The sequence below is a fragment of the Paenibacillus paludis genome, from assembly GCF_042610515.1.
Taxonomy (GTDB): Bacteria; Bacillota; Bacilli; order Paenibacillales; family Paenibacillaceae; genus Paenibacillus_AQ.
This window is the reverse complement of the sequence record NZ_JBGJZP010000021.1, coordinates 17,345-33,842: the sequence shown is the minus strand read 5'-3', so window position 1 is coordinate 33,842 and position 16,498 is coordinate 17,345. Positions and strand designations below refer to the sequence as shown.

Genomic DNA, 16,498 nt, shown 5'->3' with positions numbered 1-16,498 from the left:
GATCTTTCATGAAGCTGCCAGTCTTGAACCAAGGTCTTGCTGAACAAATTCAGCAGTCGGAAATTGACTATTTAACCTCAAGAATTAACTCCATCCGCGAACGCGAAGGTAACCCGGAGGGTGTTGAGATTGTCCGTTTCGGCCACACCACTGGTTTCTATATCAGGACCATGCCATGGAGCCTGTTTAATTCCGTTAAAGGAATCTCTGATCAGGACGTGGACAAGCTGGAGGAGATCATCCGATTTTATGCTGCCAAAGACAGAGCTTTCCAGATCGATGTGGATCCTGTTCATTGCAGCTCCAAGCTTTTTAAAGGGTTATCCGGTCATGGACTTTACCAGAGTGGGTTTCATGCTGTACTGTATGGGCCGCCGCGTCAAACGCCGTCTGAACTTCCATCCAAGATAACAATTGTCGAAATTGATAACGTAAATTCCTTTGACACTTATGCAGAAATCCATTGCCTAGCTTCCGGCATGCCGTTGTCCGATAAGATTCATTTCGTGAATAATAATCTAGGATTGCTGAATAGGGCGGGGTGGAAGCTTTTCGCAGGTTATTGGGAGGGGCTTCCGGCCGGAGTGGCTGCGATGCATATAAACGGAGATATCGCCTCCTGCACACTCGCCGCAACAATTCCTGAATACAGAAACAGGGGGATCCAGACTGCATTATTGCACAAGAGGATGCACGAGGCTCACTTGGCAGGTTGTCGGCTCATAACGGCTCAGGCGGGTTTTGGTTCTACAAGCCAGAACAATATGGAACGGGCCGGATTTCAACTGGCTTGGACAAGAGCGGTTTGGACAGCCCGGCTTTAATTTGTAGAATCAAATTGATTATAGGTTGTGAAGACGTTCAGGGTTCAGCCTGTTATTATTAACAGCGTTTCTTAGCAGGGGAAAACAGCCAGTCTCCGGTTTATGGGGAGCTGGCTGTTTCTATGATCTCACCTGATTATGCTTGAAGCGCCTCCGCAACATCCTCCTTGTGCAATGAGCAAAAGGCTGCAAATCCGCCACCGCGCGCGCGAAGCTCCTGGAAGCTGCCAATCTCAGCGATTCGTCCGTTCTCCATATAGATAATTTCATCATATAATCCCAACAATTCCTCATTCATATTATGGGTTATCGTCATTAAGGTCAGCTCTTTAAGCGTGAGCAGTCTGCTTTCGATTTCATAAGCGGTCTGCATATCAATCGCGGAAGTTCCTTCATCCAGAATCAGGATCGGTTTGCTGCGGATCAGCGCCCGGGCAACGGCAATCCGCTGCCGCTGGCCGCCGGAGAGCTGTGAGCCGTTCTCGCCAACGGTAGTCAGCAGTCCACTGGGCATCTTCTCCACGAACTTATGGACTCCGCTGGTACGAAGGGCTGTTTCCATGACTTCCTCGGTAAATTCCTCGTGCAAGCAAATATTCTGCTTAATGTCCGTATCGAACATATAGACATTCTGATGGATGGTCGCTGTCATTTGCTGCAGCCGCTCTGGGTCAAGCTGTTTGAGGTTGATCCCATCAAGGGTGATGGAGCCTTCATACCTGTCATAATACCCGCTAAGCAGTTTAACTAGTGTAGATTTACCGCAGCCGCTTCGTCCGACCAGTGCATATTTTTTTCCTTTTTGCAGGGAAAGATTGATGTCCGAAAGTACCTGATTTCCTTGTTGATAGGCAAATTGTAAGTGGCTGACCTCCAGATTCTCATTGAAAACAGGTTCGAGCAACCCTGACTTCAGCTGTGCCTCTTCGCTTGCCAGATCATTGATCCGTTGTACAACGGGTTTGACACCTTGAATTTTGGGCAGATTCTGCATCACGACCAGTACAGGTCCCACAAAACCGCCGCTCAGCTGGACAAGGGCAACCAGGCTCCCCGCTGAGAAGTCTCCGGAAATAATCAGATAAGCAGCAATAAAGACTACTGAAAATTGAGTAAGAATAGCCAGCGTTTCGGAGAGGCTCTCATTGGCGGCAAATAGCCGGTCAGCAGCAAAACGGGTATTTGCGGCTGCGGTGTTCTCCTGCTGGAATTTCTGCTCCGTGTGTTTGCCCATGGCATAGGATTTGATCACTTCATAACCCGACAATAAATCCTTAACGCTAGTGGTAAAAATGGACATCCGGGCAGATACGGCGCTTTGTTTGTCCTGCAGAGCTTTGCCGAAAAGGGAAGGGACGGCAAACATCAGAATCATACATACCACCAGGATCAAGGTAACCAGCGGGCTCAGGTAGAGGAGTGCAATGAGGGAGGAGGCAAAAACCACAACATTCTGCAGGGTAAGCAGCAGGGGTTGGATATAGTTATCCTCCAGCAGTTTGATGTCATTGGTGAGTGCCGACAAATAATCAGCCGTATTGGACGAAGTGAATTCTTCTGCATTTCTGCGGAATACTCCACGGAATACCCGCTCCCTCAGTGACAGGGTCAGATTGCGGATCAAGGCTTTGCTGCAAATGGCATATATGAAACCGAACAAGCTTAGCAGCAGCAAATAAGCAACCGACAGGATCAGAATTTTTTTGAAAAGTAACATGTCACCCTGCATGGCGGCATCGATTACCTTTTGCAGAATGATCGCAACCAGTACGCCTGCTGCCGAGGTAATGATACTGAACAGCAGGGTAACCGCAAGCAGCATTTTGTTTTGACGGATGGACTGTTTCATCAAATAGACAACTCCTAATATTAGATTATCATTAAATTTATAAGATGACAGTATCATATTAATATTAATTATGTCAAACATATTAGACGGATATCTTATTCAGGCGCACAAAAAAACTTCCCGCTAAAAACACACGGGAAGTCTGTCAATGCTATAGCAGAAAATGTTCAAGGTCAGCAATTAACTGCCGCAAGTTGTCAGAGTCCAGATGATAATACACCTTGCCGTTTTTTTTCTCAATTCCGACCATACCGCAGGCCAGCAGCACATTCATATGATGAGACATGGTGGCAGCAGTTAAGCCCATCTGATCTGCAATTTCCAGATTGTATTTCGGACTGACCTTGAGCGACGCCAGGATTTGCAGCTTGCTGTTGTCCCCGAGTGCCTTCATCCGAAGCAGCAGAAAATCTTTGGAATCGGCATGGCCCTTGCTGGCTACCGGAAGCAGATCGACGAACAGGCCATAGTAGCAATGCTTGGCGAACATCACCTGCCCAAGCGGAACAATTAAGGATGGATGGACAGAGGGTGCATCGCTGAACATCTCCACCAGCTTAATAAATTGTACATCGTCCTGCCTTTGCACGGATTGAACATACTTGGAAATCAGCTTATTCAGCGGCTTCTCCAGTTCCTGGCACACCTGCTCAAATGCAGACAAGTTATTGTTGATGATCCGGGCAAGCGCCTGGATTTGTGTACGCGGCTGCTGCAGCAGCCTCAACATTTTCCATTTCATCCCTTCTTCAAGAGGACTGTCGCTCAGGAAGGTGATGATATCAGCCAAAGATAGACTTCCGGAAGGTGAGGTTTTCTGCAGTTGGTAATTTTGCATGACCTCCATGTCGAGCAGGATCTTCCATATTTCTTCATGAAGCACCTCATCCGGCACTTCTGCAAGCGAGTTTAGCCAAGCCGTATTTTCACTGAGCAGCAGATGTAGAACGGAGAAGAAGGAGTCATTTTCATCCCCGAAAAAGAAGTCCGCTTCCTTACCAAGTACACGATATTTAAGAAAGGTATGGATGTACTTGTCTACTATTTTCAAATGTTTGCTGTAAAAGGCTTCTCCGTCCAGCCCGAATTTGTTCAGGTCTTCAATCGTCCCTTTCTTGTAAGTCTCCACATGGCAACTGACGTAGAGCAAACCCAAGGTCTCAAAGACGGGATCCAACTGTTCATGAATGTTGAGGTTCATAGGTCCTCCATAGGTTTTATTAGTTTGGTGCTTATCTAATTCATTATATTTTCATTAAATAGGATTATCAAGTTTCAACTTGACAGTCGCAAATATAAAGATATTATAGATATAGTAAGTCCTTTAATATAAGAACTTAAGATCTGAAAGTCTAGGTTAGCACTTCAAGGGTAAAAATATGTTGTATTCCCGGATATAAAAAGTCTTTAATAGCCATCAAGGAGGATGAGATTTATGATTTACGATTGCGCGATTATCGGTGGGGGACCTGCCGGGCTGAATGCAGCCCTAGTGCTTGGCAGAGCAAGGAGAAGTGTGGCTCTGATCGACAACAACCGGCCTAGAAATGCTGTTACGCATGCGTCTCACGGTTTTATTACAAGGGATGGAGTAACACCGGCTGAGTTCAGGCGCGTGGCACATGAGGAACTGCAGCGTTATCCGTCTGTAGACCATTTGCCGTTCGAAGTGGTCTCGGTCTCTCAAGCGCAAGGTGGATTTGAGATAGAGGATTTGGGAGGAGTCCGTGTTCAAGCCCGGAGGCTGATCCTGGCGACGGGTCTAAAGGAGATCTTTCCGGAGATCGAAGGCTTGCGTCCTTTATACGGTAAAAGCCTGTTTAACTGTCCTTATTGTGACGGATGGGAGCTGAGGGATCAACCATTGGCCATTGTCTCTGAGTATCCGACCGTATTCCATATGGCTAAGCTGCTCCTCAATTGGAGCAAGGATTTGCTTGTGTGTACACATGGCCAGGCGTCCTTGACCGATGAGCAAAGACAGCAGCTTGAATCTAGAGGAATCGTCGTGATCGAACAACCGGTTGCGGCTTTCCACGGCCAGAACGGCCGGCTTGAGCACATTCGTTTTGCAGATGGAACTAGTGTGGCCAGAACCGGCGGCTTTGTAGCTCCGAAACTTGTGCAAAGCTCAACGTTAGGAGAGCAATTAGGCTGTGAAATAACGGAGCTTGGAGGGATTCGGACAGATGACAAGGGACAAGCTTCTGTCTCCGGTGTATATGCCGCAGGTGATGCTTCGTATTTCGCGCCTTCCCAATTGATTTTTGCCGCAGCCGACGGCAGCCGAATTGGTATGAACGTAAATATGGATCTGACAGAGGAAGATTTCAACAGTTGAAATCTTCTTTCCGGTTAGTTACCGAAACAAAACAAGCAATTCTTCGTCTATAGGTAAGTAATGGAAACGGAGGGTTTACCATGTCACTGCCTATTCAAAAGTCACAGAAACAAGGCCGCACTTTCAGACTTACTGCTGCTTGCGTGTTATTGAGTATGTGTCTTGCCACACCTGCCCGGGTATCTGCCGATGCCGGAGCAGTTTCCCGAATGAGTGGCGAACAAGCAGCTAAGGAAATTTCAGGTTCTGCAATCAAATCTCAGGTTGCCGCTACTGTCTCACCTTATGCACCGGTTCTCACAACATTCAACATTGAAGGTAAACAGCTGAAAGCACTGGCGTACAGTGCGGATGGAACCCTGTTGGTCCAGCTGATGCCGATTGCCCGGGCCATGGGATATACGGTGGAAGATCAGGCCGGGACCGGTGATCTAACGCTCAGCAAACCGCGGCGCGTGATCAAGCTTACTCTTTACAATAGTTCTTATAGTGTCAACGGCCTAACTTCTTCAGCCAAAACACCGTTTGTCAGAGAGGGTTCCACGTATGTGCCGCTCCGCCAGCTGGCTACAATGTCAGGTTATGATATTGTGCTGAAGGGCAAAAACAGCTATCTCCTCCATTCACGTCCGGAAAATGAGCTGACGATTTCCGCTTCCGGTGAGCTGGCGGTAACTACAGAGCCTTATTCATTTTCTATCCGTTATCCCGTTCTTTCCGGTTCTGCGCACAAAGAGGGTATTGATAAGATTAATCACTTCCTCCAGAACAAGGCAGAAGGCTGGAAAACACAGGCCGAGCAAGAGCTTGCGCAAGCTTGGGCAGCACATCCCAACAAGGACAAAATTATAGACTACGCGCATATCTTACCCTACGGGCTCCAAGTGGAGTGGACGATCGCTTACAATGAAAAGGGCCTGCTCAGTCTGTACGCGGATACTTATCAATATATGGGCGAATCCAAGCAGGACAAAAGCATCCGGTACAGCTGGACCTTCGATCTCGCCACAGGAGAGGAGCTGTCACTGCAGCAGCTTGCAGGGAATAATCCGAATTACCAGACACAGATTAATCAGTATATTAACCTGAAGATTGCTTCCGGGGAAGCAGGCCCTTTCGCACCGCTTCAGTTTCCGGGAATCGAAACCTCCAGTACTGGCTGGTATCTGCTGGATGGACGGATTGTTGTATATGTGCAGCAAGACGCTGCTAATTTCATTCATGATGGAATTTTTGAAATACGAATACCGGTCTCCCGAATTTCTGGAATGGAGAATTGACATATCGCAAATTATCGATATAATAAACTTCATGAAACCTATAGATGTTTTTAAAGCGTTGTCCAATGAATCGCGGATTCAAATCCTGCAATGGCTCAAGGAGCCTGATGTTCATTTTACGCCCCATGAAGGGATTGATATGACGGAAACCGGGGTATGTGTCAGTCAAATTACCGATAAGCTGAATATGACCCAATCAACAGCCTCCCAGTATCTTTCGATACTGCAGAGAGCAGGGCTTATTACTACCAAACGTATTGGCAAATTTACGTATTACCAAAGGGATGAAGAAGCGATTCTCAAAATGGCTGAATACATGAAGCAAGAAATGTAAGGCACAAACTGAGTTCTTGATCTAAGAATTCGGTTTTGTTTTAAGTTAACAATTCGATAATTCGTAATATGTAGATTTTTTCATGATTAATCACATCTATAATTCGAGATATATCTTTATATATAACAACAACTTAGGAGCTGAACATTACATATGTCTACGAACTGGAAGATATACACACTCGCCATCATTAGTTTTTTAGTCGGAACCTCGGAATACATTTTATCCGGTATTTTAGATAAGGTTTCACTTTCGTTTGGTGTATCGCTAGCGTCTGCAGGTCAACTGATTACGATTTTCTCACTGGTATATGCGCTTTGCACACCTGTGCTTATGGCTTTGACAGCAAGCATGGACCGCCGCAAATTAATCGTCTCTGCACTCGGTGTATTTGTTGTATCCAACATTCTTGCTTTCGTGCTGCCTGGGTATGGACTATTCGTGGCTGCACGCATCCTGATGGCGCTTGGAGCCGGAGTAGTCGTGGTTACGGCCTTAAATATTGCTGCCAAAATCGCTCCTGAAGGCAAACAGGCCAGCTCCATCGCAACGGTCGTCATGGGATTTACGGCATCGCTTATTATCGGAGTCCCTCTGGGACGGATGACCGCGGATATCCTGGGTTGGAAGTTTGTGTTTGGCGGAATTGCTCTGCTGGGCATCTTGGCAATGATCATTCTCTCGTTCACCATACCGAATATTAAAGGAGATTCACCTGTACCGCTGCGTAACCAATTAGCACTGCTGAAAAAGCCAAAAGTAGCACTCGGATTGTCCATTTCTTTCTTCTGGCTTGGCGGTTATTCTATCGCTTATACGTATCTGTCACCGTTCCTGCTCAAAGTATCAGGTATAAGCAGCGGTTACATCAGCGGGGCTTTGCTGGCTTTTGGGATCGCCAGTATGATTGGCTCAAAGGTTGGCGGCTACAGTACAGACCGCTGGGGAGTACACCGTACCTTATTCAGCGGAATGGCGCTTCATATCGTAATGCTGCTCTTGTTAGCTGTAGTTAAGGATTCTTTGGCCGGAGTATTGGCCGTATTGGTATTATGGTCATTTGCTGCCTGGTCGTCCGGACCCACACAGCAATATTATTTAACAACGATTGAGCCTGAAGCCTCTGGGGTTATGCTAGGTCTGAATCAGTCCATGATGCAGCTCGCGATGGCTGCCGGAGCGGGGCTCGGCGGCATAGCCATCAATCAAGTTGCTTTGTCCTCCATTACATGGTTCGGTGCTGCCGGCGTTGCCCTGGCGATTATTGCTGCTTTTACGCTTTACCGTCTGGATTCCGCACATCAATTGACAGCCTGCTCATTAGAATCTTATAATGAAATGACTTAAACGTATAAGTTGACCTTTTAATATTAATTTATAAGGAGCGATTATTATGGAACTGGCAGCATTTATCCACGAACCGAAGGGGGCATTTTCCTATGCGGTTAATCAGGAGACCCTTCATATCCGTATCAAGACCAAAAGAGATGATATTCAAGCCGTTAAGCTTCTTCCTATTGACCCGTACAACTGGAAGCCTGTAAGCAAAGGTTCACATGTGTGGGAGTTTGCAGTAAAAACCATACAGCCTGTGGAGATGAAGAAGGAATATGTTACCCGTCTGCATGATTGCTGGTTTGCAGAGGTGCCGGGGTTCAAATGGAGCAGAATCCGCTATGGCTTTATATTGGATGACGGGCAGGAGCTGTGTTTTGCCGGATCCCATAGCTTCATCCCGCTGCAGGAAGACTCGACGCCGCCTGCCGACCATACGAATTATTTCAATTATCCCTATATTCTCGAAGATGACCTATATAGGGCACCCGCTTGGGTAAGGGATACCGTGTGGTATCAGATTTTCCCGGACCGGTTCAACAGGGGAGCTGCCGGAGAACAGGATAATCTGCTCGCTTGGGGCAGCGATGAACTGGACGGCCCTGAGAAGAAATTTGGCGGGGATCTGCAGGGCGTGACAGAGAAGCTGGATTATATCCGGGGTCTTGGTTGTGATGGGATTTACTTTACGCCTATCTTTGAGTCACCTAGCTCGCATAAATACGACACCAAAGATTATTTCCGGATCGACCCCCAGTTTGGCGACAATGAGAGCTTTGGACTGCTGGTGGAGGAGGCGCACAAGCGGGGCATTAAAGTGATGTTGGATGCCGTGTTCAACCACTGCGGGCATGAGCATCCCTTCTGGCAGGATGTATTGAAGAATGGACAAGACTCGCTCTACTTTGATTACTTTTATATTATGGACCCGGACAAACCTGTGGTATCAAATTCTATGGCGGCTACGGCGGATGACGATGATTTGGGAGCACATCTGAACTACCGGACTTTTGGATTTGCCGAAAATATGCCAAAATGGAATACAGAAAATGCAGAAGCAAGAGAGTACCTGCTGAGTGTAGCGGTGTATTGGACTGAGCGATATAATATAGACGGCTGGCGGCTGGATGTTGCCAATGAAGTGCCCCATGATTTCTGGCGGGAATTCCGCAAAAAAATCAAAGGCATTAACAAAGAGATCTATATTCTCGGTGAAAACTGGTTTTACTCCAACCCTTGGCTACAGGGCGACCAGTTCGATTCGGTTATGAACTATGAGTTCACGGCAGCAGTTACCCGTTTCTTCGGGGTCCATCTTCAGAATCAGGAACGGTTTACAGCAGCAGATTTTGTATATGCGATTAACGGGCTGCTCGTCAGCTATCCCAAACCTGTGATGCAAAATATGTTCAACCTGCTGGACAGCCATGATACCGCACGAGTTCTCCACATCTGCGGGGACAATGCAGAACTGGTGAAGCTAGCCTATGTCTTCCAGCTTACGTACGGTGGTTCCCCAAGCATTTATTATGGTGGCGAAGTGGGTCTGGGTGGGGATGAACACCACAACCGGCAATGTATGCCGTGGGATACTGCGAAGCAAAACCAGGATCTCTATCAGACCATCCGCCGGTTGATTGAATTAAGAAAGCAATACAACGTGTTCAAGGAAACTGATATCTCATGGCTGTCCATTGATGATGAGACCGGAAGCTTGATTTATTCAAAAGAATCACAAGGCAGCACACTGTATGTGCTGATTCATAATTCACCGGTGGCGGCAAGCCTCAACCTTCCCGTTGAACTGAAGGATCAGGTGCTTCAGGACATTTTTGCCGGAGAATCCGTTCGCTTATCAGATGAAATCAGCATGGAACCTTACTCCTTCCGGTTGCTGGTTCAATAAAGTGAAACGTAATTATTATGGAGGTTAATGTTAATGAATGCAGAGGGCAAACCAGCTATTCTAGAATCGATGACAATGTTTGTACCACAAGACGCCAATCGCGGCATTTCTTTTACCAATAAGGAAGCGGCCTTTTACTTCACTCAATCGCACCTGACGAATCATCCGGAGCATGCCCATTTTGAAGGATTCAATGTGGCCAAGAACAGAATTTTCGGCGGATATTCTCTATATATAGATAAGCAAAAGCTAGATAATCAAAAGTCGGATGTCTGGGTGTATCCCTATAAAATGCTTCGCAAACACGGGGAACTGACCGAAGAGCTCTGGATGTTTGATTATAAAAATGTAATAGAAGTAAGTCTGGAAGGCGGCTCCGGGCAGGCTGCCGGAATTGTCATAAACGGTGAGAATGTTGAATGTATAGCACTAAATCATCAGATTGCTTTGTTTGCCTCCATGGAGGGAGACTGGATTATTGCTGTAAGCTCCAAGAACATCCAGCCGCTGTCTATGGACAACGGGATTGTAACCAGCTCTGGCAACTCAGACGGCTTTTACATTGCGGTTGGCAAATCGGCCGCTGAGGCAACTGCCTTGATTCAGGATGCCCAGAAACATGCTGTCCGCTGGAAAGCGGATCGTGTGAAGCGGATGGAAGACTTTTTGAACCATAATGTATATGTGGATTCCAGCTCGGAGTCGCTCACCCTTGCGCTGAATTGGCTGAATCTCACGATGGATCAATTGGTGACAAGGCAGCAGGGAGAGGGGATTTACGCCGGTCTGCCCTGGTTCAATGAGTACTGGGGGCGCGATCAATTTATTGCTCTTCCGGGTGCAGCGCTCGTTAGCGGACAATTTGAGACGGCCAAGCATATCCTGCTATCTTTTGCGGAATTTCAGGATACGGAGGAGTCGTCCAGAACTTTCGGCAGAGTGCCGAATATTCTCGCTCCCCAGAACATTGATTACCATACCACTGACGGTACACCACGTTTTATTATCCAGCTGCAGGATTATGTAAAATACTCCGGTGACACTGCAATCATCACACAGCTATACCCGGCGGTGCAGAACAGTATAGAAGGATCGATCCGCAACTGGGTGGATGACAAAGGATATCTTACACATAAAGACAATGAAACGTGGATGGATGCCCGCGATGCCGATCTGAATTCTTATTCGCCAAGGGATACCCGGGCCAATGATATACAAGCGCTTTGGTACAATCAGCTTCGTGCGGGCGTATATTTTGCGGAGGTTATGAACGATCAAGAAAATGCAGCCAAATGGGATGCCATTGCTGAGAAGTTAAAAGGCAATTTCGAGCTGGATTTCCGTGATCAGGCACATCCTTATCTGGCAGACCGGTTGACTGCGGAGGGCGAAGCGGAATTCTCCTTGCGTCCGAACCAGCTGTTTGCTCTGGATATGCTCGAAGACAGTGAATATAAGAGCAAAGTTATCCGCACCGCATGGGAGGAACTGGCTTATCCTTGGGGAGTTGCCTCACTAGACCGTCAGCATCCGTTGTTCCATCCCTTTCACTTAACGGAGCTTTATCACAAAGATGAAGCTTATCACAACGGCGCGGTATGGACCTGGTTAAACGGCATCGCCATGCAGCGGATGATTGAAGCAGGCCAGCCAGAAACGGCATACAAGCTGTTCCGAAATATGAACTGGCAAGCGCTGAATCTGGGTGTAGTCGGAGGACTGAGTGAGAATCTGGATGCTTACCCTCAGGAGGGTGAGGACTGGGCGAAGCTAACTGGAGCTTATTTGCAGGCCTGGTCCAATGCGGAGCAGCTGCGGGTCTGGTACCAATATTTTCTTGGCATCCGGCCGGATATGATCCGCCGCACGCTTACGCTTGCACCAAGAATCCCTGAAGAGATCAAAGAGTTGCACTATCAGGTCAAAGTAGGTAACGGCAGTATTAATGCAGCCTATTCCGCGGAAGCTTTCGGACAGACCTATCAATACAGCTTTAATGGAATTGGGCTGACTGTAATTATTGATATTTTGCCTTTTGAGATCGCGAGAATAGAGGTTGAATCCAATACCATGCTGGAGATTAACCGGACTGAGCATACATTAAAGATTACTCAGCGTGATGCGGAGGGTAAGATCATTACAAGCACTGTCATCCCACAATCAGAAGAGAGAACACGGTGGCAGTCGCAAAGCGATCAGATCTTTAAGGATGTCAAATTTGCAGAGCCGTTGCCTCTGAATGCGCATCCGGTGATGCGGCGGTACAATGTTTCAGCAGAAAGCCCGAGTGACTAGAGGATATCTTCAAACTGGAAGAGCTTTGGGGAAGCAGAGATTTAGTATTGAAAGTAGGGGCCCTAAAGCCCGCAGCGGGTTTGTTTATTCGTAACGGGCTCAGGAGGCGCTATGGAGAGTGAAACCCCTGTTTATTCTCTTTTGCGGACCCAGGCGACCTTATCTGCTCTGCATTCTATCTAAAAACGGCCAGCAGGGAGAAATAACTGCGCTGGAGTCCGTTGTCCTACTGTAACAGGCTAAAAGCCCTAAATAAGTGCAATTCGGTCCGTTCGTGCTCAGAGCACCCATGATTCCTTAGGGCATACAGCAGCAGGTTTTGGCGGGGAAGCGGTTTGAAGATACGCCTTAGAACAAAAGAATGTTGAAGCCGCCCTTTTGGGCGGTTTTTTAAAAATATAATTTATATGAGGAAGGCGAGGCCGTTTCCACTTTTGATAGAGGAAAGGTTACGTTCGATGTCGCTTTCGATAGGCCATTGGCGGCTCACCGACAATTTTCTTGAATACGGAGTTAAAAGTGTCAATATCCCGGTATCCTACCGACTCGGCAATCATGCTGATCTTGAGATCAGAGGTGCGCAACCGTTCGCAGCTTTTTTGAATCCGCAGATGCTGCAGATAGGAGCCAAAGGACTGGCAGGTATGTTTGAGAAACATACGTTGAAGATGTCGGCTGCTCCAGCGGGACATTTGGGCCAAATGGGTAAGAGTGATTCCCTCGGAAAGCTTCTGCTCCATAAATAGAATGACCTGGGCGAAATCGGAAGCCTCGATTGTAGACCTGTCTTGATCCGCATATAGTTGTCTGTATACGGTGACTATCAGCTGGCTCAGCAGTGTTTGCAGCATAGTTACGGAGCCGATGCCAGGCACAGACATTTCGCGGTGGAGATTCAGCATTAGTTTCTCTATCGAGCCGTCCCAATCCGAGACGGAAAAATAAGCTGATCCCCTGCTGCCGAGTGACTGCAGATGTTCTATAATTGGTGATTCTTCTTGCAGCAGGGCGGACAAACGGTCCACCATATGATCATCAAAAAGACAGTTATAGACTATCAAACGGTCCTGTTCTGGATGAGATGTGGCCGGCCGGAACACGTGGGAAACGCCCACCGGAATCACGAACAGCATGCCTTTGCGAACCGGAATCACAGCTTGATCAATGTGATGAAAACCCCGCCCTTCAGCGACGTAGCAATATTCAATAAAGTCATGGGAGTGATAAGGAGCGAAGAAGTTTTCCGCGTAGCGGTTGACCAGCAAGTGCAGATTGTTCTGCAACAAACTCTCGCTTTTGAACAATTGTGCGGATCGTTGCATGTAATCTCCTCCTATAAAAAATGGCATGATTTCAGGGATATATTGACCGTATTGCCGGGTAATGAAAGCGGTACCGAAGCTATAATTATAGAGCAATGATTAAATTATAGCTATAGAGGGAGGATCACACCGATATGTTCGCAATAGAAAAACTTCGCTGTGAGTACAAACAAAACCCGCTCGGCATCGATCTCGCTGCACCCCAAATCAGCTGGCAGCTGGTAACGGATCGCAGAGATTGCAAACAGGCTGCTTACCAGATTCAGGTTGCTGTGGATAGCAGCTACCGTGAAATGCGCTGGGATTCCGGCAGAGTGGAGTCATCGCAGTCCATTCATGTCGCGCTAGATCAGGTGAAGCCGGACGCGCGCACGCGTTACTATTACCAAGTTAGGGCATGGGATCAAACCGGAGTGTGCTCCCGCTGGTCGGAGACTGCATTTTTTGAAACCGGGCTAATGGGTGAGCTATGGGAGGGAGAGTGGATCAGTGCTCCAACCGAGTATTTCACTGAAGATTCCGAGGTTTGCCCGCAGCTTCGTACATTCGTTGAGCTTAAAGGGACGGTTGCAAGTGCAAGAATTTATGTTACCGCACTGGGTCTGTATGAGCTGCAGTTGAACGGCCGGCGTGTCGGAAATCACTATTTCACTCCCGGTTGGACGAGTTACGGTAAACGCTTACAGTATCAAACGTATGACGTAACCAATCTCCTGTCCGGGGGGACAAATGTGCTAGGCGCACTGCTGGGGAATGGCTGGTACAAGGGACATCTGGGATGGAAAAAGGAGAAAAAAATCTATGGATCAACAACAGCGCTTTTACTGGAACTTCATATAAAATATACGGATGGCAGTACGCAGCGCATCCATACCGGGCAAGGCTGGGAGGCGGCAGAAAGCGCGATCCGCATGTCGGATATCTATATGGGTGAGACTTACGATGCACGGCTGGAGCGTAATCTTATGAGTACACCGGAAGCAGGCTGGCATCCCGTTGCTGTCATCGGGCATTCCAAAGATATTATTGTGGCACAGGAAAATGTTCCTGTAACCCGGAATGAGAGTCTGCAGCCTATTGCACTGCTGACAACTCCCCAAGGCGATAAAGTTCTGGATATGGGGCAGAACATGGTCGGTTGGCTCAAATTTTCGGTACAGGGGAAGGCCGGGGAGACCGTTGAACTTCAGCATGCCGAAATAATGGACGGGGACGGCAATTTCTACCGGGAAAATATCCGTAGTGCGACGCAGCTCATCCGCTATACGCTGAAGGGTGATGAAATAGAGAGCTATGAGCCTCATTTCACCTTCCAGGGGTTTCGTTATGTGAAGCTTACAGGCTTCCCGGAAACCGTTCAACTTGAGGATTTCACAGGTGTGGTGGTGCATTCAGATATGGAGCGTACCGGGGACTTCCAGTGTTCGGATCCCTTGGTGAACCAGCTGCATCACAATATTCTTTGGGGGCAGAAGGGGAACTTTCTGGATGTGCCAACCGACTGCCCGCAGCGGGATGAACGGCTCGGCTGGACCGGTGATGCGCAGATGTTTGTCCGTACAGCTTCGTATCTGATGAACACTGCGCCGTTCTTCACCAAATGGCTGCGGGATTTGAAGGCGGATCAGACCCCTGAAGGAGGCATTCCGTTTTATGTTCCCAACCTGACGGAAGCTTTCTCTGACGGCTGGGGAGAGACAAGCAACTCGTCGGCAGCTTGGGGTGATGCAGCTGCAGTCTGTCCATGGACGATCTATGAAATGTACGGCGACAAACGGCTTCTAGCAGAACAGTATGAGAGTATGAAAAGCTGGGTGGGATATATTCGCGCCCAGGGAGACAATCCTAATTTGTGGAATACCGGATTTCATTTCGGGGACTGGCTGGCGCTGGATTCAAAGCCGGACAGCTATGTTGGAGCCACAGATCCCAATTACGTAGCTACCGCATTTTATGCCTATTCGGTTTCACTGACAATTAAAGCTGCTACCGCGCTGGGAAATACAAAGGATGCCGATGATTACCGCGAATTACAGCGTAGAATCCTTGAAGCCTTCCACGGAGAATATGTGAATCCAGACGGGCAGATATCCGTCCCTACCCAAACGGCTCAGGTGTTGGCGCTGCGCTTTGATCTTATAGACGGGGCAGCAAAGGAGCAGGCAATCCTGAAACTGGCAGAACTGCTCGCCGAAGCCGGAGATCATCTGACGACAGGTTTTGTCGGCACGCCTTATCTGAATCCTGTACTTAGTGACAGCGGGCACAACGACCTTGCCTACAAGCTGCTCTTTCAGAAGGATTTTCCATCCTGGCTCTATCAAGTGACTAAAGGGGCAACTACGATCTGGGAGCATTGGGACGGGATCAAGGAGGACGGCAGCTTCTGGAGTGCAGACATGAACTCCTTTAATCACTACGCATACGGAGCAATAGGAGAATGGCTGTACCGTTATGTTGCCGGAATCGGGCCGGACGAAGCTGAGCCGGGATTTAAGAAGGTTCATATCCGTCCGAGACCGGGCCAAGGCATGGATTTCGCCAAAGCCAGCCTAGAAACCATGTATGGCACAGTGGCTTCGTCATGGCGGCGGCTGGAGGATGGCGGCATGGAAGTTCAGATTACGGTCCCCGCAAATACAAGTGCGGTAGTTATACTTCCGGGAGCAGCGCTGCAGGGATTGCTTGAGAGCCGCGTTCCGGTGGAGCAGGCTGAAGGCATCTACAGCACATTGCCTGCAGAAACTGGTGTGCAAATAGAAATGGGATCGGGCAGCTACCAATTTACTTACGGGTATCCTTTGTAAATGCCGTAATTGCTCTGTTCAGACTCGGCAGTGTCAGGTTCTTACTCCACAGTGAGAGCCTGCCGCTGTTTTTTTTCGCTTAATTTTACTCTATGATCTTTGCACTTACGCTCTGGCAAACGTCATAACTGCAGACAAAACTTAGAGGAAAACATTAAAGTACATAGCTAAACTTTTTTAAATTGATATTGCGGCTAATCAAGGG

The 16,498-nt window shown here is 48.0% G+C and carries 11 protein-coding genes; 8 read left to right on the top strand and 3 right to left on the bottom strand.

Translation table 11 applies throughout. The features are described from left to right. Window positions 1-8: 8 nt before the first annotated feature. Window positions 9-824 (top strand): GNAT family N-acetyltransferase, encoded by an 816-nt coding sequence (locus ACAN56_RS28550; RefSeq protein WP_379147096.1) that lies wholly within the window; start codon window positions 9-11, stop codon window positions 822-824. A gap of 136 nt (window positions 825-960) precedes the next feature. Here the strand turns inward: ACAN56_RS28550 and ACAN56_RS28545 are convergent, their stop codons facing one another. Continuing rightward, entirely contained in the window at window positions 961-2,673 is a 1,713-nt protein-coding gene (locus ACAN56_RS28545) for an ABC transporter ATP-binding protein (RefSeq protein ID WP_379147094.1), read from the bottom strand. Window positions 2,674-2,824: 151 nt separating this feature from the next. Further along, the gene (locus tag ACAN56_RS28540) at window positions 2,825-3,874 is read right to left on the bottom strand and encodes an ArsR/SmtB family transcription factor (protein WP_038591651.1); all 1,050 of its coding nucleotides are present in this window, start codon (window positions 3,872-3,874) and stop codon (window positions 2,825-2,827) included. A gap of 234 nt (window positions 3,875-4,108) precedes the next feature. On the opposite strand from ACAN56_RS28540, the gene ACAN56_RS28535 reads away from it, so the two are divergent. The 6 genes from ACAN56_RS28535 to ACAN56_RS28510 all read left to right on the top strand — a co-directional run bounded on the left by ACAN56_RS28535 (window position 4,109) and on the right by ACAN56_RS28510 (window position 12,164). Beyond that, window positions 4,109-5,014 (top strand): NAD(P)/FAD-dependent oxidoreductase, encoded by a 906-nt coding sequence (locus ACAN56_RS28535; RefSeq protein WP_038591654.1) that lies wholly within the window; start codon window positions 4,109-4,111, stop codon window positions 5,012-5,014. Window positions 5,015-5,094: 80 nt separating this feature from the next. Further along, the gene (locus tag ACAN56_RS28530) at window positions 5,095-6,294 is read left to right on the top strand and encodes a GNAT family N-acetyltransferase (RefSeq protein WP_038591657.1); all 1,200 of its coding nucleotides are present in this window, start codon (window positions 5,095-5,097) and stop codon (window positions 6,292-6,294) included. A gap of 31 nt (window positions 6,295-6,325) precedes the next feature. Beyond that, window positions 6,326-6,628 (top strand): ArsR/SmtB family transcription factor, encoded by a 303-nt coding sequence (locus tag ACAN56_RS28525; protein ID WP_379147091.1) that lies wholly within the window; start codon window positions 6,326-6,328, stop codon window positions 6,626-6,628. Between the two features lie 153 nt (window positions 6,629-6,781). Then, complete coding sequence (locus tag ACAN56_RS28520) at window positions 6,782-7,975, top strand: MFS transporter (protein ID WP_379147089.1); 1,194 nt, start codon at window positions 6,782-6,784, stop codon at window positions 7,973-7,975. Between the two features lie 46 nt (window positions 7,976-8,021). Then, a complete protein-coding gene (locus ACAN56_RS28515) occupies window positions 8,022-9,869 on the top strand; it encodes a glycoside hydrolase family 13 protein (protein ID WP_379147086.1) in 1,848 nt (615 codons plus the stop codon). Between the two features lie 33 nt (window positions 9,870-9,902). Beyond that, window positions 9,903-12,164 (top strand): amylo-alpha-1,6-glucosidase, encoded by a 2,262-nt coding sequence (locus tag ACAN56_RS28510; RefSeq protein ID WP_052092070.1) that lies wholly within the window; start codon window positions 9,903-9,905, stop codon window positions 12,162-12,164. Window positions 12,165-12,613: 449 nt separating this feature from the next. Here ACAN56_RS28510 and ACAN56_RS28505 read toward each other — a convergent pair whose 3' ends face one another. Further along, entirely contained in the window at window positions 12,614-13,486 is an 873-nt protein-coding gene (locus ACAN56_RS28505; RefSeq protein WP_379147084.1) for a helix-turn-helix domain-containing protein, read from the bottom strand. 134 nt (window positions 13,487-13,620) lie between these two features. Between ACAN56_RS28505 and ACAN56_RS28500 the strand changes: the two genes are divergently transcribed. Next, on the top strand, window positions 13,621-16,293 hold the full coding sequence (locus ACAN56_RS28500; RefSeq protein WP_379147081.1) for a family 78 glycoside hydrolase catalytic domain: 2,673 nt from the start codon (window positions 13,621-13,623) through the stop codon (window positions 16,291-16,293). Window positions 16,294-16,498: the final 205 nt, after the last annotated feature.